The organism is Enterococcus sp. LJL90, from assembly GCF_056924355.1.
Genome location: NZ_JBXPBQ010000005.1, coordinates 133,709 through 156,130, shown reverse-complemented (window position 1 = coordinate 156,130; position 22,422 = coordinate 133,709). Strand labels below are relative to the sequence as shown.

The 22,422-nt window shown below is 36.2% G+C and carries 25 protein-coding genes; 7 read left to right on the top strand and 18 right to left on the bottom strand.

Features of this window, described 5'->3' with window-relative positions; all coding sequences use genetic code 11:
• Window positions 1-12 precede the first annotated feature (12 nt).
• The 7 genes from AC1Z3S_RS12620 to AC1Z3S_RS12590 form a co-directional block, all read right to left on the bottom strand.
• The gene (locus AC1Z3S_RS12620) at window positions 13-1,404 is read right to left on the bottom strand and encodes a type 2 periplasmic-binding domain-containing protein (protein WP_461740658.1); all 1,392 of its coding nucleotides are present in this window, start codon (window positions 1,402-1,404) and stop codon (window positions 13-15) included.
• Window positions 1,404-1,631, bottom strand: a complete 228-nt coding sequence (locus AC1Z3S_RS12615) for a hypothetical protein (protein WP_461740657.1) — start codon at window positions 1,629-1,631, stop codon at window positions 1,404-1,406. Before AC1Z3S_RS12615 ends, AC1Z3S_RS12620 begins: the two co-directional genes overlap by 1 nt.
• A 10-nt stretch (window positions 1,632-1,641) precedes the next feature.
• The gene (locus tag AC1Z3S_RS12610) at window positions 1,642-2,553 is read right to left on the bottom strand and encodes a carbohydrate ABC transporter permease (protein ID WP_265459862.1); all 912 of its coding nucleotides are present in this window, start codon (window positions 2,551-2,553) and stop codon (window positions 1,642-1,644) included.
• 21 nt (window positions 2,554-2,574) lie between these two features.
• Entirely contained in the window at window positions 2,575-3,525 is a 951-nt protein-coding gene (locus tag AC1Z3S_RS12605) for an ABC transporter permease (protein WP_461740760.1), read from the bottom strand.
• Entirely contained in the window at window positions 3,506-4,969 is a 1,464-nt protein-coding gene (locus AC1Z3S_RS12600; RefSeq protein WP_461740656.1) for a 6-phospho-beta-glucosidase, read from the bottom strand. The genes AC1Z3S_RS12605 and AC1Z3S_RS12600 overlap by 20 nt, the downstream gene beginning before the upstream one ends.
• Window positions 4,962-5,906 (bottom strand): ROK family protein, encoded by a 945-nt coding sequence (locus AC1Z3S_RS12595; protein ID WP_461740655.1) that lies wholly within the window; start codon window positions 5,904-5,906, stop codon window positions 4,962-4,964. Before AC1Z3S_RS12595 ends, AC1Z3S_RS12600 begins: the two co-directional genes overlap by 8 nt.
• A 96-nt stretch (window positions 5,907-6,002) precedes the next feature.
• Window positions 6,003-6,881: an AraC family transcriptional regulator gene (locus AC1Z3S_RS12590; RefSeq protein WP_461740654.1), complete on the bottom strand. Its 879-nt coding sequence runs from the start codon at window positions 6,879-6,881 to the stop codon at window positions 6,003-6,005.
• Between the two features lie 301 nt (window positions 6,882-7,182).
• Between AC1Z3S_RS12590 and AC1Z3S_RS12585 the strand changes: the two genes are divergently transcribed.
• From AC1Z3S_RS12585 to AC1Z3S_RS12575, 3 genes are all read left to right on the top strand, one after another.
• Entirely contained in the window at window positions 7,183-7,938 is a 756-nt protein-coding gene (locus tag AC1Z3S_RS12585; RefSeq protein ID WP_461740653.1) for an SDR family NAD(P)-dependent oxidoreductase, read from the top strand.
• Window positions 7,939-8,019: 81 nt separating this feature from the next.
• Window positions 8,020-8,757: an SDR family oxidoreductase gene (locus tag AC1Z3S_RS12580; RefSeq protein WP_461740652.1), complete on the top strand. Its 738-nt coding sequence runs from the start codon at window positions 8,020-8,022 to the stop codon at window positions 8,755-8,757.
• A 79-nt stretch (window positions 8,758-8,836) separates the two neighbouring features.
• Window positions 8,837-9,196, top strand: coding sequence for a MerR family transcriptional regulator (locus AC1Z3S_RS12575; RefSeq protein WP_461738052.1), 360 nt, complete (start codon window positions 8,837-8,839; stop codon window positions 9,194-9,196).
• A 642-nt stretch (window positions 9,197-9,838) separates the two neighbouring features.
• On the opposite strand, the gene AC1Z3S_RS12570 is transcribed toward AC1Z3S_RS12575, so the two are convergent.
• Both AC1Z3S_RS12570 and AC1Z3S_RS12565 read right to left on the bottom strand, forming a co-directional pair.
• Complete coding sequence (locus tag AC1Z3S_RS12570; protein WP_461740759.1) at window positions 9,839-10,114, bottom strand: HAD family hydrolase; 276 nt, start codon at window positions 10,112-10,114, stop codon at window positions 9,839-9,841.
• A gap of 38 nt (window positions 10,115-10,152) precedes the next feature.
• Entirely contained in the window at window positions 10,153-10,641 is a 489-nt protein-coding gene (locus AC1Z3S_RS12565; RefSeq protein WP_461740651.1) for an HAD hydrolase family protein, read from the bottom strand.
• Between the two features lie 74 nt (window positions 10,642-10,715).
• On the opposite strand from AC1Z3S_RS12565, the gene AC1Z3S_RS12560 reads away from it, so the two are divergent.
• A complete protein-coding gene (locus AC1Z3S_RS12560; RefSeq protein ID WP_461740650.1) occupies window positions 10,716-11,498 on the top strand; it encodes a MerR family transcriptional regulator in 783 nt (260 codons plus the stop codon).
• Window positions 11,499-11,571: 73 nt separating this feature from the next.
• Here the strand turns inward: AC1Z3S_RS12560 and AC1Z3S_RS12555 are convergent, their stop codons facing one another.
• Together AC1Z3S_RS12555 and AC1Z3S_RS12550 are read right to left on the bottom strand one after the other, a co-directional pair.
• Window positions 11,572-12,129, bottom strand: a complete 558-nt coding sequence (locus AC1Z3S_RS12555) for a GrpB family protein (RefSeq protein ID WP_461740758.1) — start codon at window positions 12,127-12,129, stop codon at window positions 11,572-11,574.
• Window positions 12,130-12,389: 260 nt separating this feature from the next.
• The gene (locus AC1Z3S_RS12550; protein ID WP_461740649.1) at window positions 12,390-13,238 is read right to left on the bottom strand and encodes a helix-turn-helix domain-containing protein; all 849 of its coding nucleotides are present in this window, start codon (window positions 13,236-13,238) and stop codon (window positions 12,390-12,392) included.
• A gap of 105 nt (window positions 13,239-13,343) precedes the next feature.
• Between AC1Z3S_RS12550 and AC1Z3S_RS12545 the strand changes: the two genes are divergently transcribed.
• On the top strand, window positions 13,344-14,564 hold the full coding sequence (locus AC1Z3S_RS12545; RefSeq protein WP_461740648.1) for an MFS transporter: 1,221 nt from the start codon (window positions 13,344-13,346) through the stop codon (window positions 14,562-14,564).
• A gap of 355 nt (window positions 14,565-14,919) precedes the next feature.
• Here the strand turns inward: AC1Z3S_RS12545 and AC1Z3S_RS12540 are convergent, their stop codons facing one another.
• Window positions 14,920-15,234, bottom strand: coding sequence for a DUF5713 family protein (locus AC1Z3S_RS12540; RefSeq protein WP_461740647.1), 315 nt, complete (start codon window positions 15,232-15,234; stop codon window positions 14,920-14,922).
• 194 nt (window positions 15,235-15,428) lie between these two features.
• Between AC1Z3S_RS12540 and AC1Z3S_RS12535 the strand changes: the two genes are divergently transcribed.
• Window positions 15,429-15,710: a hypothetical protein gene (locus AC1Z3S_RS12535; protein ID WP_461740646.1), complete on the top strand. Its 282-nt coding sequence runs from the start codon at window positions 15,429-15,431 to the stop codon at window positions 15,708-15,710.
• Window positions 15,711-16,035: 325 nt separating this feature from the next.
• Here AC1Z3S_RS12535 and AC1Z3S_RS12530 read toward each other — a convergent pair whose 3' ends face one another.
• The 4 genes from AC1Z3S_RS12530 to AC1Z3S_RS12515 form a co-directional block, all read right to left on the bottom strand.
• Window positions 16,036-16,449: a type II toxin-antitoxin system death-on-curing family toxin gene (locus AC1Z3S_RS12530; protein ID WP_461738060.1), complete on the bottom strand. Its 414-nt coding sequence runs from the start codon at window positions 16,447-16,449 to the stop codon at window positions 16,036-16,038.
• Window positions 16,446-16,685, bottom strand: a complete 240-nt coding sequence (locus AC1Z3S_RS12525; RefSeq protein WP_461740645.1) for an AbrB/MazE/SpoVT family DNA-binding domain-containing protein — start codon at window positions 16,683-16,685, stop codon at window positions 16,446-16,448. Before AC1Z3S_RS12525 ends, AC1Z3S_RS12530 begins: the two co-directional genes overlap by 4 nt.
• A 293-nt stretch (window positions 16,686-16,978) precedes the next feature.
• On the bottom strand, window positions 16,979-17,638 hold the full coding sequence (locus tag AC1Z3S_RS12520; RefSeq protein ID WP_461740644.1) for a zf-HC2 domain-containing protein: 660 nt from the start codon (window positions 17,636-17,638) through the stop codon (window positions 16,979-16,981).
• A complete protein-coding gene (locus AC1Z3S_RS12515; RefSeq protein WP_461740643.1) occupies window positions 17,622-18,113 on the bottom strand; it encodes an RNA polymerase sigma factor in 492 nt (163 codons plus the stop codon). Before AC1Z3S_RS12515 ends, AC1Z3S_RS12520 begins: the two co-directional genes overlap by 17 nt.
• 303 nt (window positions 18,114-18,416) lie before the next feature.
• Between AC1Z3S_RS12515 and AC1Z3S_RS12510 the strand changes: the two genes are divergently transcribed.
• Window positions 18,417-19,274 carry a GNAT family N-acetyltransferase gene (locus AC1Z3S_RS12510; RefSeq protein WP_461740642.1) on the top strand — a complete coding sequence of 286 codons (858 nt, stop codon included), beginning with the start codon at window positions 18,417-18,419 and terminating at the stop codon, window positions 19,272-19,274.
• Between the two features lie 615 nt (window positions 19,275-19,889).
• On the opposite strand, the gene AC1Z3S_RS12505 is transcribed toward AC1Z3S_RS12510, so the two are convergent.
• Window positions 19,890-20,960 carry a helix-turn-helix domain-containing protein gene (locus tag AC1Z3S_RS12505; RefSeq protein WP_461740641.1) on the bottom strand — a complete coding sequence of 357 codons (1,071 nt, stop codon included), beginning with the start codon at window positions 20,958-20,960 and terminating at the stop codon, window positions 19,890-19,892.
• A 374-nt stretch (window positions 20,961-21,334) separates the two neighbouring features.
• A complete protein-coding gene (gene queA / locus AC1Z3S_RS12500) occupies window positions 21,335-22,366 on the bottom strand; it encodes a tRNA preQ1(34) S-adenosylmethionine ribosyltransferase-isomerase QueA (RefSeq protein WP_461740640.1) in 1,032 nt (343 codons plus the stop codon).
• Window positions 22,367-22,422 lie beyond the last annotated feature (56 nt).

Here is a 22,422-nt window from a genome sequence, read left to right as displayed (position 1 = left end):
TAACAAGATTTGTTACATTCCCAATTTTTCTTTATTTTCAGCAATTTTTTCATTTTTAATTTGATTAATTTCTTCAATACTATTTTGATCTTGGAAAGTTTCATATTCCGTAATCAGCCGATCGACTTCCTCGTCACTGCTAGCCCGGATAGCAGAAACCAATGTTGTACTCCAATTGGTTTTAATAGCACTTAACGCCCTCGCCTCACTTGTCCCCGGATCAGGTTCAATATTTTCCGTTTCAAATTGTGGTTGTAATTTGTCATCTGCCCAAGCCATCATTTGATGGAGTGCTTCCTGATAGGATTGTGGATTTAGCGCCCGATACTTATCGTGACCGAATTGACAAAACTCCCCAACTCGATATTCTTTTTTCCATTTGTCTGGGTCACTTTGTTGAACTTCTAATGCTTCGGGAGTAAATTGAATTTCATCATCAGAAACATATTCATAGGTTTCTCCTTCAATTCCGTAAGTAGTTAGCATTTGACCGTAATCACTCAATAAGTAGGTGAAAACTTGAATAGCTTTGGCAGGGTCCTTTGCATCCTTGGTGATATAATTAATCATCCAGCCTGAAATACCTGCTTGAGTTAAAATTGGTTCGTTGCCGACAGTACTTTGAACTGCATCGATAGCCATATATGCTCCATCAGGATTGCTTGAGGCAAAGGCTTGGATAGGCCCACCATGGTTAATGAAGCTTGACATCAAAACAGCTGCATATTTCCCAGAAGAAATTTTATTTTTAAAAGTTTCATTATCGTCAGTGAAGGAGTCATCACTTATTGCTCCGTTCTCATGAGCTTGACGTAACGTTTTTAGCCATGTGATATAATCTTCGTCTAAATTTCGATCATTATACTGATCGCCGTCAAGATAAGGCACACCAATCAAGTCTTGAACAACCCAATCAAGCGAATTAGTTGTTAATCCATCTTTAGGTAAATCATTAAAGCCTAGAGGAATTAAATCAGGAAATTGCTCTTTAATAGAATTCAATGCCTCTAAAAAACCTTCGGGTGTCGTCATATCTGGTCGACCGATTGCTTCATAAACATCTTCACGAATAATTAGCCCATCATTTCCATGAATAGTCCCGCTGGCATAGTCCTCAGCTGTATTAGAGTAGTCTGGATATCCATAAGATTTGCCGTCTGATAGTTGGTACCAGTCCAATGTCTCTTCACTAGCTACATCCAGAAAGTAAGGATCATACTTTTCTGCTAAATCCTGTAATGGCCATGCCCATGACTCAGCTTGTCTTGCAATAGAAGCATTTGCATCAAAGATAGAAATAATATCTGGCATATCACCACTAGCAAAGAAGGTGTTTAGTTTAGTATCGTCACCAATAATAAATTCAATATCGATATCTAAGTCTTCTTTGATTTTTTTGGTCACTAAGTCTTCCCCAAAACTACTGTCCCACCACTCAGATTGACATACCAAGTCAGTTTATTATCTTCTTTAGTGTCCAGCTGCCAAGCAGGCGTGCTAGCATCCAACTCATAGCGATCTCCTAAATCCGGTAGCGTCCCGCTACTTTCATCCTTGGCTTCACTGCCGCCTCCACAACCACTCAATAACAATGTAGCACCTGCAATAAAAATCAAACTTTTCTTTTTCATTTTCTCTCTCCTATTCTTTAACGGCTCCTAACATCATTCCAGAAACAAAATGCTTTTGTAGCAATGGATAAATTAATAAAATTGGAATTGTCGTAATGACAATTGTTGCTAACTGTATGCCTTTTGAAGTAGTTTCAATTACAAAACCAGCGTTCATATTTTGAGCTGCTGCCTGTGTTTGCACAATAATTTCATAGAGCTTCATTTGTAATGGATATAGTGTCTGGTCTGTAATATAAAGTTTAGCTGACATAAAGTCATTCCATTGCCAGACTCCATGAAACATGGCAATTGTCGCTATTGCCGGCTTTGACAAAGGTAAATATATTTTTGAAAAAATAAACCAGTCATTGGCACCATCCATTTTTGCAGATTCCTCTAATGAATCAGGCACATCTCGGAAGAAATTCATTAAGATAATCACATCGTAATAGCTGAAAAGTGCTGGTATGATATACACCCAAAATGAATTTAACAATCCAAGCGATTTGATTAACAAATAGGTTGGGATAATTCCACCAGCGAAAAACATCGTAACAATGCCCATTGAGCTGTATAATTTACGGCCTTTTAAGTTCCTCTTAGAAAGAGCATAGGCAACGATTGCGCAGAACAAAGTATGAGCAACCACCCCAATGACAGTGCGGCCAATTGAAACTCCTAATGCTCGCCAGATAGTGTTATCTTGAAAAACCGCTTGGTAATTGTTTAAAGATACCTCTGAAGGGAAGAAGATAAAATCGCCTTTAGCTAAAGCTTCGTTTGAGGCAAAGGATGAAGCCACTACATTCCACAGCGGTACAATAATAATCACGGTGAATAGAATTAACAGCAGGGTATTAACAACTGTAAAAACCTTTCCTTCTTTAATCTTGTTTTTGTGCTTTTTTTTGGTTGTGAGCTGTTGTTTTTTTTCAGTCATGTCCATCTTTTCACCTCCTAGTTAAAGTACCGACTGATTGTCGTTCATTTTTTTTGTAATCAAGTTTGTAATAATCAGTAGAGCGACTGAAATAATGGCGATTCCTAAGCCAACCGCAGTGGCATAAGAAAAATCTCCCTGCATCAACCCAACACGGTAAACATAAGAATTGATAACTTCAGACTTTGGTTGATTCTGCGAATTCATCAGCACTAAAGTTTGATCCAAATTAGAATTAAATAAAGCGCTAACAGAAAGAATCAAATTTAAAGAAATAATATTTTTCATCATAGGAATCGTAATGCTCCAGATTTGACGCATGCGACTAGCGCCATCCATTTTGGCGGCTTCATAGTAGGTTGGATCAATTTTGGCCATCGTTGCTAAATACAAAATGGTCCCCCACCCAGCACTTTTCCAGACATCTGATAGGGCGGCAATCCACCAATACTTATCCGCATCCAGCATATGATTTTGCTGCGTTTGAAAGCCGATAAAACTTAGGAGCTGATTAATCATTCCCGTAGAAGAAAACCAAGTAATCAACATCCCGCCGAGAATAATCCACGAAAGAAAGTGGGGCATGTAGGAAATCGTTTGAATTATCCTTTTAAATACACCGCCCCGCAATTCGTAAATCATAATGGCAATGATAATTGGAACAATGAAGCCAAATGACAATTTTAATGCGCTAATGCCAATTGTATTGACCACTGCCTGCCAAAAATATTTATCATTTAATATAATCATAAAATTGTCCCAACCGACCCACTCGGCACCGCCGATAGTATCGATAACAGTATAATTTTTGAAGGCAATCGACAGGCCATAGATTGGTATAAAGCTGAAAATAATCATATAGACAACACCTGGAATTGCCATAGCCTGCAATCGCCATTGCTTAAAAAAAGTTTTCCAAAAACGTTTAAATCTTTGGCCCAACGTATCTTTTTCAGTTGGTTTTAATTGCATGTCCATTTTCTAGCCTCCTTAAATCCCCATTGACCGCCAATAAATCTCGATACCAGTAAAAAGATTGCTTTAAGTAACGTTGATTTGTTCCCAAGCCTTGATCATCTCGATCTACATAAATAAAACCATATCTTTTTTTCATTTCGCCGGTGCTAAAAGAGACTAAATCAATACAGCCCCATGCAGTAAAACCAAATAATTCAACACCGTCCTCAACAATTGCCAACTCCATTTGCTGGATATGCTGTTTGAGTAATTCTATCCTCTGACTATCAATAACTGTCCCGTTTTCTAGATGTTCCTCTTCACCAAAACCATATTCAACAATAATTAATGGCAACTGATAACGCTCATATAATTTCACCAAACTATAACGTAAGCCGATTGGATCGATACTCCAGCCCCAATTAGTTTTTTTGGTATAGGCATTATCCACGTAAACTGCTCCGTTTTCTTCATCAAATTTGACTACGCTTGTTTGATAATAACTAAGACTGATAAAATCAACCGTCCCTTTTGCTAAAAGATCTAAATCAGTTTCGGCAATCTCAATCGTCAAATTTTCATTTTCCAGCATTCGATAAAAGTAATTGGGGTAGCTTCCTCTAGCAAAAACGTCGCCAAAAAGATAAAGATTACGATTACTTATTTCAGCTGTCATAATATCTGCTGGATTATCTGAAGCCGGATAAATTGGTTCTGCTGCCAGCATACAGCCGATTTGAAAATTTGGGTTAATCTGTTTTCCAGCAATAACAGCTTGAGCACTGGCAACAAACTCATGATGAACGGCCTGTAAAACGACTTCCTGATGATTTTCACCTGGTTTAAAAATTATTCCTGAATTAGTGTAAACTGCTAAGTCATCCAGATGCCGCAGTTGATTATTTATTTCATTAAATGTTAGCCAATAAATCACTTTGTTGCGATAACGGGTCATAACGGTCTTGACATAATGAACAAAGAAATCAATGACTTTGCGATTTCTAAATCCGCCATAATGTTCTGCTAAATAATACGGCATTTCAAAATGGCATAAAGTAATAATTGGCTCAATCTGATATTTTGCTAATTCATCCAAAACATCATCATAAAATTTTAAACCTGCTTCATTGGGCATCTCCTCATCTCCCTTAGGAAAAATGCGGGCCCAGTTGATTGAAAAGCGGAAAGCTTTAAAACCCATTTCGGCAAACAAACGAATGTCTTCTTTAAATGTATGGTAAAAATCAATTGCTGTCTGGTTGGGATAATTATAGCCAGCTTTTAGGCCATCTGTTATCTTTCGCCGCTTTCCTCGACCCCCGCCGGTCAAAACATCGCAAATACTGACACCTTTGCCATCTTCATTCCAAGCGCCTTCTGCCTGATGAGCGGCAATTGCACCACCCCATAAAAAATTCTCAGGAAAAGCTGTTGGTAATCTTTTCTGTAACTTAGCCAATTGAGAAACCCTCCTTTTGAAAATTTTGTGCTTGATTCTTTTTTAAATGACTCAAGCCACAATACACCGCGCCAATTATCCCCGCATCATTTTTTAAATCACAGGCAACGATTGGTGGCGTTACTAAATTAGCCATATCCCCGTGACCATTTTTTATCTGTTCAACTTCTGCATTTAATCTCTGAATGAAATGATTATCTGAACTGATTGCTCCGCCAATTAAAATTTTTTGAGGATCTAATGAAAAAGCTAAATTGAAAATTCCAATTGCTAAAGCTTGATAAAAATTATCAATAATTTCTTTAGCTACCTGATCTTCAGGATATTTGGCAAAAATGGGTAACGCTTCACGGAAATTTTCATTCATCGTTTGATTGTAAGGCGTAGTCACGCCATCATGGATTGACCCTTTTAAGCTCAGTGTAGCATCACGACTATTGCCATCAATAATTTGGTCTACTAACATAAAACCAAATTCACCTGCTTTATTCTGAAAGCCTCGATAAATTTGGTTGTTAATCAGCATAGCACCACCAATGCCAGTACCAACAACTATTCCTAGGCAATCCTTAACACCTTGCGCCGCCCCTAACCATTTCTCAGCTAGCAAAGCACAGTTGGCATCATTTTCAACAAAAGCCGGCAAACCTATCCGCTCCTCCACCTTTTGTTCAAAATCAAAATCGTACAAGGAATGAATGGCTCCACCTGTGACTAGATAGCCAAACTCATTTACTACTCCGGGTACACTAATTCCAACAAATTCAATGCAATTTTTTCTGCGATATTTTTCAACAATAACTGAAATCGTTGATAAAATTTCTTTACGATTATCTTTTGTTGCCACTTTCCCTGAATCTAAAATTTGTCCAAAATCGTCAATTAAACCGTATTTGATATTGGTTCCACCAATATCAATGCCAATGTATTTTTTCATATCATCACCTCAAAAAACCTTCTCAAAATCTTGTTCTCACTAATTTATACGTTTAGTGTACAAGATTTTGAAAAGGCTTTCTTCCCTGTGTTATGTTTAAAAATTCCCGGAATTTATCTTCCTGTATTTTAAAGGCGAAATTCCTACTTTTTCTTTAAAGACATGATGAAAGGTTTTGGTACTGGAAAATCCAGCTTGTTCCGCAACAATATCCATACTTTGATTATCATTTATCAACAAAAATTGCGCTTGGTTAATTCGATAACTCGTTAAGAAGTCTTTAAAAGTATAGCCTGTACTATTCTTAAAAAAACGGGAAAAATAACTTGGTGTTAGATTAACGATTCGCGCGATATCATTAAGCTGAAGGTTATCATGGAAGTGATCTTTGATATACTGAAAAATAATTCCCAAGCGTTCAATAGCTTCTACGTGCTGACTAAACTGTTGGCCTGAACCTTCCTCTGTCGCTTCTTTTTCAGGTAATAAGCTATAGAAAGAAAAAATAATATCATACATACAAGCAAAAATCCCATAGTGTTTGCCGACAGCTTGCGATTCTGATAGTAGATACATTCTTTTCATAGCTTTTCTTAATTCGTTTGTTAGCTCTTCAGGCCATTCGTTACTTGATCTCTTGCCCTCTGAGAAAAGAGCATATAAATCCTTCTCGTTATTTATATTTAAAATAGTTTCATTAAAAAATTGCAAGTCAACTTGAATAACTAGACGTTTACTTCCTGGTGAAGTTAGGAAGGCGTGGGGCTCACCGCTAGCAAAAAAATGAATCTCACCTTCTGATAAGGTAAGCATGCCATTCTCATAAAGAATTTTCGCTGTCCCGACCTCGCAATAGACGATTTCGATATCTCGATGCCAGTGGGGCAAAAATACTTCAATGCCATCGTTATCATAAATATGCAGGAAATAATTCCCTCTTTCAGAATAATTGACAATCTCCAAATATGGTTTCACTATTTTCCCCTCTTCCCCTTATAGCAAAAAAAGTGAATGTACTAAATGGATTGAAATAGTTCCACCCTCTTAGCTTTGCATTGTATATTTTTCGTGGCTTAAATCTGCCTATGGATATTCCGCACGTAGACAAACAGGTAAAAAAAATCTATACATAGACTCTCTAGTAATTATCCTTATTAAAGAATATCATATATTGTTCAGCGATAGTATAGGATAGAATACTCCTGTCCTATAAACTTGACTTAGACCAACTATAAGACTGTAGACTTCCTCTTATAACTGATTAGGAGGAATTTTTTTGAATAAAAAATATGTTGTTATTACTGGCGCGAGTTCCGGCATTGGTCGAGCAACCGCTAAAAAATTTGCCAGCTTAGGTAGAAATATTATTTTAGTAGCACGTCGAAAAGAAGAGTTATCTAGCCTGAAGGAAGAAATAAAAAAAGAAGTGCCAGACGTCGATGTCGTCATTAAAAAGCAAGATTTAGGCAAGATTAGCGAATTAGAGGACTTTTACAACTCTTTAGTAGACTACTCCATTGATATTTGGATCAATAATGCCGGCTTTGGTCGTCACAAAGCGGTTAGTGATACCACTATTTCTGAAATTACTGGTATGGTTCAGCTGAACGTCGAGGCGTTAGCCATTCTTTCCACCTTATTTGTCAGAGACCATAAGGATGTGGCAGATGCGCAGCTAATTAACGTTTCTTCTTTGGCAGGATATTTTACAATTCCAAATGTTTCTCTTTATAGTGGTACTAAATTTTTCGTCAGCGCCTTTACTGAAGGATTAGCCCATGAGTTAAAGCTCAATGGCAGCAAAATGCAGTCCAAGGTCATGGCTCCTGGTGCAACCGCCACTGAGTTCGCAAAGGTTGCTGACGGTCAGAATCAGGAAGTGGATTATCAAAAACGTTATGGGAAAAACTTTAATACAAGTGAAGAATTAGCAGATTTTATCTGGCAACTTTCCACCAGTAATGCCTTGGTAGGCATGGTGAATGACGCTATGCAGCTGGATTTATTATCAGAAAAAACACCACATTTTTAAATTAATCGAACAAACCACTTGTCTTAGACCTACTCTAAGTTGTTATAGTTAAACCATCAAAGAATAAAGGAGTTTTTATTTATGTCAAAAGTAATCGTAGTTACTGGCGCTTCAAGCGGAATCGGTGAAGCAACCGCAAAAATGTTAGCAAAAGCAGGAAATCAGCTAGTTTTAGCTGCTCGTCGTGAAGATAAGTTAAAGGAAATTGTTGCTGTTATTCGTGAAGCAGGTGGCGAAGCGGTCTACATTCTCGCTGATGTATCAAAGTTAGCTGAAAATCAAAAAATTTCTCAACTAGCAATCGATGAGTTTGGTCGGATTGATGTTTGGATAAACAATGCTGGTTTAATGCCCCTTTCCGAGTTTGCCAAGGGCAAAGTTGGCGAGTGGGATCGCATGGTTGATGTTAATTTGAAGGGTACTTTATATGGCATTGATGCAGCTTTGCCTCAAATGCGTGCTCAAAAATCTGGTCAGTTCATTAATATTGGCTCAATTTCTTCTCACCAATCGGGACCAGCTGCCGGTGTTTATGCAGCAACTAAGTTTGGCGTTTGGGCAGCTTCAGAGGCATTGCGTCAAGAAGAGGCCATGGCTCAATCTAATATCCGAGTTACGGTAATTGCTCCTGGGGCGATTGATACAGAATTACCAAACCATGTGACGGATAGGGAAAATGCTGAAGGAATGGCTGGCTTTTATTCTTCAACAGCAATTCCGGCAGATCAAGTTGCTAGAACTGTTCAGTTCGCCATTGATACGCCAGAAAATACCAGCATTAATGAAATTGTTCTACGACCAACTGCGCAAGTATTATAAAAAAATAATTCAATCCCTAGCTTAATTTACTAGCTAAGGGTTAAGTTTAGTATAATAAAGTTAAAGGAGTTGAGCAGTCATGACAATCGGAGAAATTGCAGAGGAACTCAATATTTCCACATACTCTATTCGTTTTTATGAGAAAGAAGGTCTGTTAGACGTTCCTAGAAGTAGTCGAGGAATTCGTGAGTTTGATGAGCAATCTATTACAAGTCTAAAAGCCATTTTGCATTATCGTAATGTTGGCATGAGTTTAGAAGATATCAAAAAAATCTTTGTAAACTTTGAGAACCATGAGCTTTCTATTCAACTTTTAAAAGAAACCAAGACTGAGCTAGATCAAAAGATTGCGGAACTAGAAGCGACTCGTGAATACTTGATTTATAAGATTGGCTTACACGAAAGAATTGCCCGAGAAAAAAGTGAAAAGTCTAGCTGAAAAGCTGGGCTTTTATTTTATGCTTGCTACTAATGCCACTAATCCCGGAGTTCATTCACTATATGTGTCAACAATATAAGTCCAAAAAACTAGCTCTCACCTAATAGTATGGTAAGAGCTAGTTACTTATTTTGAGTAGATGAAATCCGTCTTTAGTGGATTAAGCTGTAATATAACAGTTTGATTAGTTCTCCAATAATTTATAGCTCCACAGCTTTCTTTGTATAATTTATGAAATACCTTATTAGTTCATTTGAATACATATCAGAAATACATATCAGAAACACATATTAGAAATAAGATTCGCTTCACCAACCTATAAACTTCAAGTTGATATATTTTTTTAGTCTTTTCATAGTATAACTCAAAAGCATTTTAGGTACCTTATTGTAATAATATTGAGTATTCCCTTTTCTCCCGAAAGAGATTAATGGGCATAGCATATTTTCTGCTCAAAATTCCCTAATGTGTTTTTCAAGTTTAAAAACTAACCAAAAGCATAGAGTCCTTAGCAAAATCTTGAAGTAGACTAAACCACGACTTAGTAAACTCACCGATTAGGCAGTTAAAAAGTTATCGCAACTTGAAGGATTTATCAGCTTTGTCCTAATAGTACAAAAATTGATACGTTACGAACTTATTTTAAAAAAGATCAAACCGTTCAAATGATTTATAAATTCCATCTTTATTTGGAGTATCAGTAATATGTGTCGCTAATTTTAATAAATCTGGATTAGAATTTTTCATTGCTATCTTAATTTCAACTGCTGCAAAAAGATCAATATCGTTACTACCATTTCCAATTCCGACAGTATTAATTTTATCAATTTGCAGATAGCTCAGTAAAAAATTGATTCCAATTTGTTTAGAAGTGCGGGGTGGTAATATCTCCCCACTATTCTTCCCTAAAAAAGCTATAGTGCTTGGTGAGATTGTGTAATTATGAAATAATTCTTCTAGTATATTGTCAAAAGGAATTTTTTTTGTATGAAATTGACCTTATAGATTCTTTCTTTCATAAAGTCAACTTCGCTTATATCCTTAAACAGTGTCCCTTTGTCATTTGGAAGAAAACGACCTACTATTTTAAACTTTTTTTTCATTGTTTCATTAACATAAAGATACTTCTCCCCAGCTAAATAGAAGGAAATTCTACTATTATTTAAATAGCTTGATAAATAATCAATCTCTTGAGCAGAAAAAAAGTTTTCTTTTATCACCTTTTTATCTACCTCAATAAATGCTCCTCCAGCCCCGATTACTCCGTCAACTTCAATTTTATCTAATATTAAATTGTACTCAGCTTTTGAACGACCGGTACATAAAAATATCTTATTCCCTCTCTTTCTCGATTTGGATAAAGCCTCAACAGCACTAACAGGTATTCGACCAAAGTAATCAGCCAAAGTTCCATCAATATCAATAAAAATAGCTTTATTACACATACAATCATCCCCTTGAAATTATGGTAATTTTAGTTTAATCTGTATAGCAACTATACAGTCAAGGAGAATTTATTATGGACAGTACTTTATTAACCATTAGCGAGTTTGCATCATTTTCTGGAGTTCCAAGGAAGACCTTAATATATTATGACAATCAAAATATTCTTAAACCAGCGAAAAAAACTGATAAAGGTTATCGATTTTACGAAAAAAATCAAATATATCTACTTCAATCTATAAAATTGTTACAGGCTTTGGATTATTCATTGGCAGACATTGTTAGTATTTTAGACAAGGAGGTTAAGTGGGATTATGAAGAACTTTTAGACTCACAATTGAAAGTAATTGCGAAAAAAAAAGTTCAATTAGACAAGTGGGAAAGGATGATCTATCATCAAAAAGAGCTATTTAGTTCATCAATGCCCGATTTAGATTTTCCAATAATAAGGGAAGAAACAGTTCCTATTAAATTTTCGCCTTTAAAAACTTATAATCCTAAGAAAATGAGGCTATCTGAGACATTCCATATTTTTTCTAAACACTATTCTCCCGACTTTTTTTTAGAAGACAATCGTGCCATGATTTATACGAGCAATGGTACATGGAAATTCAGCTTTTTCAATTCAGGCAAAGTGGTAGAACAACTTCGCAAAGATTGTGTTGTTGTATTCTCTGATAAAATATCATATTCCCAAGATGTATTTAATTCTTTAGAAAATACGTTTAAAGAATCTTTAAACGTATTAGTTGAAAAAAAATTCTTTATTGAACTTTTTTTTACAAACAATCGACCAGTGAATAGCAGAAGCTTTATATATAAATTTACTTTTCCTATACATGAGAAATTAAAAAATTAGGTAGCTTTACAATTTATTACTCTAGAAATAATAATGAGTCTATGAAATCCGTCGTTAGTGGACTAACAAAAATTTAAGAGAATAGTTCTCTGGCTTTCTTAGTATTTTCCAAAATAAATTTTCCTTTTGCTTCAGTATAAGCATCACGGTTATGCTCGTATTCTTCTTTTAAAGATAGTTTCAATTTTTCATATTTTTTAGCTACTTCAGGAAACTTGATTAAGTATTTTTTGAAATAAATCTCATCATTGTCGCCCCTTAGTCTCAGATGGATATGGAAAACCCTTTTTGCAAACCCTTGATTAGTGTACCCTTTATTTAAAGAGATTCTATTCGTTGATTGCGACATTACTATATAACTTTTCGTTTCTAGTTTGTCCTTAGCCTTCTCGATGTCACTATCCGAATTGAATTCAATTAAAATGTCAATAATAGGCTTTGCCCAAATATTGGGTATTGCTGTGCTCCCTATATGAGTAATTTGAAAAGAAGCAAAGTCGCTAAGAATCTCTTCTAGATTACTTTTCTCATCTTTGTACCAATCGTCCCAAACATCTTGGTGTTCAGTTAATACTATTGGAAATAATTCCCATAATTCTGCTAAGCTCATTTCAGATAAATCTTTCAATATCCAAGCCTCCTTTTAACTCCATATGATATTTCCACTATACCATTTGCAAAATCGACTTACCATATCCACTAAACCCTGAGTTAACAGATTGATTAAGGTACAATATTTTATGACTAGAAACTAGCTCTTGCCAGAATGGTGTGGCAGGAGCTAGTTTTTTTAAGTCCATTAAAATTTTTTTAGATCAAAAATTATTACATATGCAGTTTACTAACTACAGAACTATGTATTTTTTAGTAGGTTTAAATTAAACCACACCTCTATTTGCTTTCAGGCTGTGAATTGTTGAATTCTTTAAATTTTTGAATTTCCTGCAACAGGTAAGTATTGTCCAAAAAAGAAGCAATTTGTACCACTTCATCCAAAAGATTATTTCCAGCTTCGACATTCTTTTGACCAAACAATACTTGAGCTTGGTAAAACTTATTAATTAACATGAATCCGCTAAGAACTGCTTCACGACAGTGTTCCCTCATTACTCTGATATAGTTATCTGCAGTAGAAAAATCTCTTTCTGCCAACATACGTTCAATACTATTTGATAACAAAGAAGCGAAAAAAAGATTGCTATTAGGGAAGTAGTTATACCGTTCGCTAGCTTTTAAGCATTCATTTAACAAAACTAAAAAGGTTTCATATGGGAGTACAAAACAATTATTCGTAAAAAATTTTAAATCTTCAAACGTCCAAAAAGACAATCTCGAAAAATAATGAAGAACAATCTCCTGCTGCTCTTTGGCAATCGGTTCGCCTTTGCTATAAGATAATAACATTTGATAACTCACAAGTTGGATTTTTTTCATTCCAAGTTGTTGATTCATGTCTTGAAGTAACTGTTCAAAATCCATCAATCTATTTTCATTCCAATACCTTCCAGCAATTATTGGATAATAATCTACAGTTGATGTCTCCTTACTCTGAAGCAACCACAAAAATTCGTCCATCGAGAGCATTAAATTACTTAAAACTAAGTTAAACCGACTTGCATTTAACTCCCGCTCCCCTTTTTCAAATTTTATCGCATTGGTTTTAGAACAGACTCCCGTATAAATTTCCTTTAATGAGAGACCTTTATCTTTTCTTATCCTTCGAATAGTAATGCCGTACAATCGGATACCCTCCTATTTGGAAAACTATTGTTGGCTTTTTAACATTCCCCACGAAAAAAGAATATCGTAAAAGAATAGAAAAGTCACTATCTAGGGGGAGTTAACATGTTGAATCTTATTAGGAACAATCCTTTATTTGGAAAGCTTACTGGGATTAATTTAGTATCGAAAATCGGCGATAAATTATTTTACACTGCTTTATTAGCTGCGGCAGCTTCCATTCAAGAAGCCAATATCGCGGTCATGGTAGTTTCTGTATCAGAAACATTACCCATTTTCTTTAACTTAATTTCCGGTGGTTTAGCTGATCGAACTAGAAATAAGTCCTTCTATCTTGTTCTAACCTCTATTATAAGAGGCCTGCTTTATCTCAGTGTGTTTGGGTTATTATTTTTTGAGAGTTCTTTAGCCATCATTATGGGTATTGCTGCTTTAAATTTTTTCTCCGATTTACTAGGTAATTTTTCTTCAGGGTTAGTGGCTCCTTTTACAAAATTGTTGGTAGCAGATCAAGACTTAGAAATGGCTCAGAGCCTAACTAATACAGGTAGTCAGTTAATAAATATTACCGGAAATTTTCTAGGTTCCTTCTTGCTCACCTTTTTCTTTATGAATGATCTAGCTTTAGTAAATGCACTTTTGTTTTTCTTTGTCGCTCTTGGTTTTTTTCTAATACGAAAGGCATTAAATGAAAGCGAAATAAACCTGTCTCGTGTTTCCACAAAAACAAGTCTAGTTCAAACGGCACTACAAACATTAAAAAAACTTTATCATCAGAAAAAACTTTTTAATGATTTATTACAATTAGCATTGATGAACGGCTTTTTTGGCGGAATGACACCTATTTTTGTTCTCTTTGTCACGGAAAGTCAACAAATCGTTTATTCCACACCAATGACTATTTCTCTGTTTTCGATTGTAACAACAGGTTTTGTTATTGGCGGAAATATTCTTAGTCCCAGAGTATGGCAGAACGTAAAAAATAGGACAATGAGTAATATTGCAGCAGGTGGTATGATAATTTGTACGGCAGGGTTAATCGCTCAAAACTTACTAATTGTTCTCGTAGGGAATGGCATCATTTCATTTTTGAGCGGCCTAATGGCGCCTCGTTTTAGTGCAATGATTGTTCGCATTTTTCCAGCAGAATCAATGGGAAGCATTATGTCTACGGTAAATGGTCTCTTAGTAGTAATTCCACCAATAACCGCTTTACTATTTCCATTATTAGCTATGAACTCATTATTAAGCGCTTATCTGGGAATTCTTATTTATGCGTTCTTCATCATAATCATCAATAGCTTTCTAAAAATCATTCCTAAATAGGTACGTTTAGCTTCTATTGATTTTTAGCATGACAATCTAACAACACCCACTAAAAATAATTGGCAAATCTGAATGTAGTATTTTGAGTTTAGGAAACCCTGAGTTAATCCACTCACACCGAAACTAATTCTAGCAGCTTCAGCATAATTAAATTACGTCTGGTTATCTTCTGGAAATTTCACTTAACTAAATGTTTCGCCTATAAAGTCAAAGTCGCTAACCTCCGTTTTTTTAGTTATATCAATGAGCCGATTGCTTTTTCACATGCAAACACCCGCCAAACTCAGGTTTGGCGGGCTGATTTTTCTAATCTGCATTATGTGAACTAGTGTGTTAAATAGCGATATTCTTTAAATTACCATTCTCTTTCTCGAATAGCATCTTCTACATCAAGCTTTATTTTGTATTGCTTTAATATTAAATATACAGTTTCACCTATGGATTCTCTGGCAACCGTTTCTAATTCGCTACCATGATTTTCAAATTCCTCTCCCAATTCATTGATAGCAATAGTTGCCTTATCAAATTCAGATTGAATAATTTCTAAATCAGTTTCTCCTTTTTCAAGGACTACAACAACATTTTGCAAAATTGCTTTTAATTTATCTACTAAAACCTTTGGATAATACTCATCTCGATACATATCATAAAGATAATCTTCTTCATCCATAGCATACCCACCCTTTTTTTAGTTTATTATACCATCAATAAAAAACCTCCCGCAAATTTGCTGGATATAAGGATTAGCTGAACTAATCTAGCTACTTTTGGACAAAGGGCAACTGTGAACTTGTCTATTTTTTTTGTTGCAACTATACTTATAGTAAGCAGTAGGAATAATACATTTAGAAAGAAGGCGTATTTATGACGAAGAAAAGTGGACTGAGTCTCATAATTTTATTCTTGACAGCCTTTGTAATTTTAACGATTTGGGTGCCTGCTACTAGGATTTTTTTCTATAGTCTTCCTTTAGCTAACATAGGTGTTACGGTTGTTTCTATTTTCCTTTGTGTCCTCTCTGTAGTATTTTATAGGCAATACAAATCTAAACTTAGTTTGCTGGCATTTGTTGTTGGTCTAAGTCCCATATTTTTTGTCATTATAATTCTCATTTCTTTCGCATTAGGTACTCCTCTTGCTCCATAACTTTTGTATTGCATTCTATGGCCATCCTCTTTTTGGAGAATGGCTTTTTTTGTACCTGAGAAAAAATTCTTTTTTTCTCAGGTACAAAAGGGAACCCGCCAGCGGGGACTGGCGGGTTTAGGAGTAAAAAATGAAAAAGTGTTTTATTGGGTTTGTTTTATTGGGATGAGTTCATATTAACCTGAAAATATGAATTTTCTATGGACTTTATATTGTAAAATTTAGGAACTTTTGTGGTGCATTTATGAAATCAATTTTAATCTGTATTGATTTTGAATGGTTATCGAATCAAAAATTAGTCGCCAAGCCACATTGAACCAAAGCTTTACGGTTTTTCCTGAAAGATTTTATCTGATTCTTTAAGATAGCAAGTAACTTCTTCTTTCAAATTATCAAAATTTTTCTGACTCGTCACAATGTTTACTATGAATTGAACCGCTTCTTCTCTGCTAAAACTTGTTGCATATTGATTTACTTTGAAAAAAGTAATCATCGCCACCAGTGCTGTTCGTTTGTTGGCATTTTGAAACGGGTGTCTTTTAGCTAAGTTAATTGCCAAAATTGCAGCCTTGTCATAGATTGAAGGATATAATTCTTTTTCAAAAACGATTTGTTGAGGCTGATTTACAGCCATGTCCAGTGCCGCAGCATCGCGAATACCTACTAATTCACTGGGTGAAATCTGCTTAATAAGCTTGGCATTGATCCGGACAATATCCCGCACCGAAAGATAAATCATAACTCAACCAAATCCTGAAGAGCCTCTTCATATTGCGCCATCACCGAATCAACTATGGCATCTACATCGACTGCTTCCTTAGCCTTTTCAATTTTTACTGAACCGTCTGCTAGAAAAACATATTCAATTGCCTCGCCGGTTTTAACACCTAGAGCATCCTTCACTTTTTGAGGAATCGTCGTGACATCACTATTGCCAGATTTTCTAATTTTATAGGCTCTTTCCAATTTAGCCATTACTATCACCCTTAAATTTTAGTATATCTTTATTATACCATGTAGATACTGGACACAAAATATATACAACTTACATAAGTAAATGATACAGAAAAAAATACTGCTCTGACAACAAACGATTAAAAATAATCGAAAATAAGAAGTAAAGAAATAAGGAAAAATTTATCAGACAGTTTAGCTTGACCTCACAAATAAAAACACCCGACAATTATTAATTTGTCGGGCATTTGATTATCTTTTAAAGCATTCAAATAATACCCGTAATGAATAACTCCACAAGTCACAAAATTATTTTACTGGAAATTTTCATACAGCTCGCTAATTTTAATGGTCTCCTCTTTGTCCTCATATTGGATAGTTAAGGTGTCTCGCTCGGTGAGTTGGTAAATTATTCCGGCTGCATTTTGCAAATAGATGGAGTCTGGCGATGCAAACACGAAACTGATTGTTCCCGCTTCTTGCAATGATGCGTCCGTAAAGAAGCTGCGGGCTTGTTTTATTTTAACAACAGGCTGGTAACCATCTTCTAAGTCACTGTCTGGTTCCAGCAAAGCCAGTGTATAAATATGGTCACGATTTGTGCTATCTGAAAAATTAAGTGTAACAATCCCATTTTGATGAATGATTGCTTCATTAATATCGTTGGAGTTGGCCATAAAAGATTTGGTATACAGCGCCACACCGATATAGATACTAATCAAAACTAAAGCGGTAATTATCGCAGAGAAAAAAATTCTTCTCCGATTGACTCGTTTGATTTTTTTAAGCGGTTCTATTTTTTTGAGCTCTTGGTCTTGATTGACCCCCATATTCTCCTTCATGGACTCATAATAGGCTCGGCAGCTTTTGCAAGTTTTCAGATGATCCTCAATTAGTTGGTTGCTTTCAGGGCTAGTTAGACCATCAATATAACTAGGAATTAAATCTTTAATTACATTATGTTGAATTGTCATCTTGTCTCATCCTCTCAACTATTTTCTGCTTTGCACGGTAAAAAGTAACCCTTGCCCAATTTTCAGATTTCCCAAAGATATCGCCAATTTCTCTAAAAGAAAAATCATTCGTCATCCTCAGTAAAACAACTTCTTTTTTTATTTCACTTAGTTCATGAATAATCTGATATATTCGCACTTTATTTTCCGAGTGCAAAAGCTGTTCATCAGGTCTTGGGTCATCATCTGCATAACTTGCCAGCAATTCATCCGTTACTTTGTGCTGCTTGTTCTTAGCCATATGCTGTCGCCAAAGATTTTTAGAAATTTGACACAGCCAAGTGGAAACCTTAGAATTTCCCTGGAAATTTTCAAGCGACTTGATTGCTTGATAGAAGGTTTCTTGCGTTAAATCTTCTGCCAATAACTCATCATTTGTCAGTCCCAATAAAAAACGGTATACCAACTCACCATATTCTTGATACAACTCATCCATCTTCAAGTTTCCACCCCCCTGATGCCCCTTCTATCTATTAGTCAGTTTTTGAGACGATTCGTTACAATAAATCTGACAATTTTCCGCAAAACTTTCCTCAATTCAATTTTACACTGTTTTTCCAATCAAAAAAAAACAGCCATATTGACTGCTCAGCATTTTAGCTTGTGGGACTACTGGTCATTCTCTATTCTGAGCGTTAAGTGGCTATGGTACAATTATTTCAAACAGCTCAGAAAGGGGCTCTTCCGATGAAAACAATGGCATAATATTTCACACTAAAAATTATGGGAGAAGCACATGATGGAAATAACAACAGACACAAGCGGTTTATTTGATTTTTATTTAAATAATTTAGCAGGCTCGACACCTTACTTTCACTTTACAACGGAACAAACTTGGAACCAGTCTTTTTTTGAGGATACTGATTTCGAAGAAGTACCGAAATTCAAAGAATTATCAACAATAGTGGCCCGCAAAGCCGGTCAAATTGACGGCTTTATTCAATTTGGCTTATCTAATTACGGCTATGATGAACATGGTGAAAAAGACTTTTTGAACCCGATTGCGGTTATTCGCCATATTTATTTCTTAAAAGATAGCCAAGCTGTTGGTCAAAAGCTACTTGATGAAGCGCTGAATTATTTCAGACAAAAAGGATTTTCTCACTATTATGCTTTTTTCCATGCATTCGGTCTGAGTTTCACCGCATCCCATGGAAAATTGGCAAATAATTTTGATTATATCGAAGCCTTACTCTTAGAAAATGGCTTTAAAATTGAACATGAAAATCTATATTATAGAAAAATTCTAAAAAATGAATCTGCCTTAGAAACTAAACTGGATTTAGAGCATACTCCCAATCCGAATGAAGTCACTGAAACGTTGACTTTTTATTTAGATAAAAAGCCTATTGGACAGTGTAATATTTTTTATCTTCCGGATGGAAACCGCGTCTATCTGCGATGGATTTTTCTCATCGATGAGTATCAAAACAAGGGCTACGGCAGCCAAATGATGGCCGCCCTTTGTCACTATCTCTATCAAAAAAATTATCAGGAACTTCATACGGATACAGCAGATTCTAATTTCAGAGCGCAGCATTATTATTTGAAGAATAATTTTTCGGTGATGGGTAGGACTCGGAGTTATCTAGTCTGAGTATTTTGATTCAATGTAGCAGGATTAGCTCCTTTAAGCTTAGACAATTTCCTGATTCGTTTTTGGTTGAACTGTATACAACCCGATGCTATACAAAAAACTTTTCTCAGAAAACAAAAAAGGAGCCCATCGGTGGGGACCGATGGGCTAGGATGCTAGTTCAACTTTCAATAATCCTCAAACAATTTTTTTCTTCCCACTTAGTTGAACTGTATACGGCCTGATGCTCTTCAGAAAAGGTTCCCTTTTCTGAAGACAAAAAGGGAGCCCATCGGCGGGGACCGATGGGCTAGGATGCTAGTTCAACTTTTTATAATCCTCAAACAATTTTTTTCTTCCCACTTAGTTGAACTGTATACGACCCCGTTGCTCTTCATAAAAGGTTCCCTTTTCTGAAGACAAAAAGGGAGCCCATCGGCGGGGACCGATGGGCTAGGAGTAAAAAATGAAAAAGTGTTTTATTGGGTTTGTTTTATTGGGATGAGTTAATATTAACCCGTAGATGTGAATTTTTTGTGGATTTGCTATTGTAAAAGATTGAAAAATTCATTGCTATGCTGTGAAACTCCATGATATAGATTAATAGGCTCCAACTTTCTATAAAAAGAATTATCCCTATATCTCTCTTGCAATATTTTCTTGCATCTTACTTTGCCACTTCTCTTTGAGCTCTTGAAATTTAGGAATATCTTTTAAAAAGTTTAGGTCTACGGGTTCAAACAGCTTTTCTAAGTCTTGTGAATAAAACATTTGCGCTAGGTTCACTTCATTTTCAGTTAAATGCTCATAAAGGTGATATTGATGTGGCTTCCAAATCCAATTCTCTTGATCGATTAACTTCTCCAACAGTCCTAAAAATTGGTCTGCATTTCTTTCCAATGCAGCCATCATCAAATTGACTAAACGAACAAAAACTTCTGACAGATGATAATTTTCGACAGTTTGAATAATTAAGTCCCCGTAATATCCCATCTCTTTGCTGAGGCCTTTTTCGATTGCTATTTCAAATTTACTGAATAAATAAGAAAGTAAACTAGATGCTGTGCGCATAATTTCAGATTCAATTTTAGTTAAAGCCGCTTGCTCGTTTCCTTCGGCCCTTAATAGCTGAATCTCTGTGGGTGTCTTATCCAGATGCACGTTCTCTGTTTGAGATAACGCCTGATTAGCCGAATTGTAATCTCCGAAACGAATCAAATTTCGCACTTTGGCTAATTGAGCTGAAAAACGAATATTTTGATTGTCACTATTTTCTAAAAGTCCGAATAAGAGGCTGATTTCTTTAAAAATATCTTTATTCGATGCATCATCCCCCTGCATGATAGCCTCAGCTTCCAATTGTTGGGTCGCAACTAAAATCAGCTTTTCATCATGAGTAAATTCCTTGATTTTTTCTTGTGCAAGTGTCAATCCGGCGAGCAAGCCTTCATCTTTTAGCGTATAAAAAAGCTTTTCAATAAAATTCCCCAACTCGATTACAGACAGCTCTTCTTCAAAATTAAACAGGGTGTTCAAATCAATTTTTAACAGTCGAGCAAGGCCAGGTAATAACGTAATATCTGGCAAGCTGCTCCCTCGCTCCCATTTACTGACCGCTGGTGCGGAGACATTCAAGGCTAGAGCCACTTGTTCTTGTGTTAGTTGTAGCTCTTTACGCCGTTTAAAAATTACCTCATTCAGCTTCATTTTGCTTCTCCTCTTTGCTTTTCCGGTTGCTGTATTTCCTATCCTAAGCATAAAACGGAATCACCAGATTGACAATGTCGGCGAAGGAAACTTTTCCCAGAAGAATTAAACTGCTGGTTAAGAGAATTAATAGTAGCTTTTATATGTGCTGGAAAGTGTAAGTCATTGAACGCTGCTTTCCAGATATATAAGCAACTCAATAAAACCTGATAAATTCCATACTGACAGATTCAATAGCCATTCAATGAAAAGAATTAACTAATGCAGTTTAAATTCGTGACAATTAAAAAAAGCCCATCAAAATAAATTGATGAGCTTTCCTAGATAACAACAGCTTAAAATGCTTTTAATGAATTCCAGCTAAAGCCAAACAGCTACTTCACAAACATCGCATCACCAAAACTGAAGAAACGGTAGCGCTCCTCAATAGCATGCTGGTAGGCGGCCAAAGTTTTTTCCCGGCCGGCAAAAGCGCTGACTAACATCACTAAAGTTGATTTTGGCAGATGGAAATTGGTGGAGAAGGCCTGCACAACTTTAAACTGATAGCCCGGAGTAATAAAAATATCTGTCCAGCCGCTGTCGGCTTTAATGTCGCCGTCAAATTTAGTGCCGATGGTTTCCAATGTCCGGATTGAGGTCGTGCCCACGGCGATAATTTTTCCGCCGGCTTGACGCACTTGGTTTAATTCTGCGGCGGCGTCTTCAGTCAAGCGATAAAATTCGCTGTGCATATGATGCTCTGCAATATTATCCACGCTAACCGGGCGGAAAGTGCCTAGTCCGACATGCAGTGTTAAATAAACTAAGTGGACGCCTTTGTCAGCAATCTGTTTCAATAATTCAGGCGTAAAATGCAGGCCCGCCGTTGGTGCGGCGGCCGAGCCGTTTTCTTTGGCATAAACGGTTTGATAGCGATCTGGGTCTTCTAAGCGTTCTTTGATGTATGGCGGCAAAGGCATTTCACCGAGGGATTCTAAATTTTCGAGAAAAATCCCTTCATATTGAAATTCAATAATGCGGCCGCCGTGTTCTAATTCTTTGGTGACAACGGCGTTTAAACGGCCATCGCCAAAACGAATTTCCGTGCCGACTTTCGCCCGCTTAGCCGGTTTAATCAGTGTTTCCCATGTGTCCCCTTCAATATTGTTCAGTAGCAACACTTCCAAGTGGCCGCCGGTATCGGGTTTTTCGCCATAAAGACGCGCCGGCAAGACACGGGTATCATTCATCACTAACGCATCGCCGGGATTTAATTCATCTAAGATGTCGGTAAAATGGCGGTCTTCAATCTCGCCGGTTTCTTTATCTAAAAACAATAGGCGGGAGCTGGAGCGATCTTGTAATGGTGTTTGGGCAATCAATTCCTCTGGTAAATCAAAATCAAAATCTTCTGTGGTTAACATAGCCTTCACTCTTTCTTTTATTGTCTTGGGTATTTTATCACTTTTTGAAACCCTTG

Coding starts and splice junctions, on each gene's coding strand:
- AC1Z3S_RS12615 (WP_461740657.1), bottom strand. CDS start 1,631: ATGAAAAAGAAAAGTTTGATTTTTATTGCAGGTGCTACATTGTTATTG.
- AC1Z3S_RS12610 (WP_265459862.1), bottom strand. CDS start 2,553: ATGACTGAAAAAAAACAACAGCTCACAACCAAAAAAAAGCACAAAAAC.
- AC1Z3S_RS12605 (WP_461740760.1), bottom strand. CDS start 3,525: ATGCAATTAAAACCAACTGAAAAAGATACGTTGGGCCAAAGATTTAAA.
- AC1Z3S_RS12595 (WP_461740655.1), bottom strand. CDS start 5,906: ATGAAAAAATACATTGGCATTGATATTGGTGGAACCAATATCAAATAC.
- AC1Z3S_RS12580 (WP_461740652.1), top strand. CDS start 8,020: ATGTCAAAAGTAATCGTAGTTACTGGCGCTTCAAGCGGAATCGGTGAA.
- AC1Z3S_RS12575 (WP_461738052.1), top strand. CDS start 8,837: ATGACAATCGGAGAAATTGCAGAGGAACTCAATATTTCCACATACTCT.
- AC1Z3S_RS12565 (WP_461740651.1), bottom strand. CDS start 10,641: ATGTGTAATAAAGCTATTTTTATTGATATTGATGGAACTTTGGCTGAT.
- AC1Z3S_RS12560 (WP_461740650.1), top strand. CDS start 10,716: ATGGACAGTACTTTATTAACCATTAGCGAGTTTGCATCATTTTCTGGA.
- AC1Z3S_RS12545 (WP_461740648.1), top strand. CDS start 13,344: ATGTTGAATCTTATTAGGAACAATCCTTTATTTGGAAAGCTTACTGGG.
- AC1Z3S_RS12540 (WP_461740647.1), bottom strand. CDS start 15,234: ATGGATGAAGAAGATTATCTTTATGATATGTATCGAGATGAGTATTAT.
- AC1Z3S_RS12535 (WP_461740646.1), top strand. CDS start 15,429: ATGACGAAGAAAAGTGGACTGAGTCTCATAATTTTATTCTTGACAGCC.
- AC1Z3S_RS12530 (WP_461738060.1), bottom strand. CDS start 16,449: ATGATTTATCTTTCGGTGCGGGATATTGTCCGGATCAATGCCAAGCTT.
- AC1Z3S_RS12525 (WP_461740645.1), bottom strand. CDS start 16,685: ATGGCTAAATTGGAAAGAGCCTATAAAATTAGAAAATCTGGCAATAGT.
- AC1Z3S_RS12520 (WP_461740644.1), bottom strand. CDS start 17,638: ATGACAATTCAACATAATGTAATTAAAGATTTAATTCCTAGTTATATT.
- AC1Z3S_RS12515 (WP_461740643.1), bottom strand. CDS start 18,113: ATGGATGAGTTGTATCAAGAATATGGTGAGTTGGTATACCGTTTTTTA.
- AC1Z3S_RS12510 (WP_461740642.1), top strand. CDS start 18,417: ATGGAAATAACAACAGACACAAGCGGTTTATTTGATTTTTATTTAAAT.
- AC1Z3S_RS12505 (WP_461740641.1), bottom strand. CDS start 20,960: ATGAAGCTGAATGAGGTAATTTTTAAACGGCGTAAAGAGCTACAACTA.
- queA (WP_461740640.1), bottom strand. CDS start 22,366: ATGTTAACCACAGAAGATTTTGATTTTGATTTACCAGAGGAATTGATT.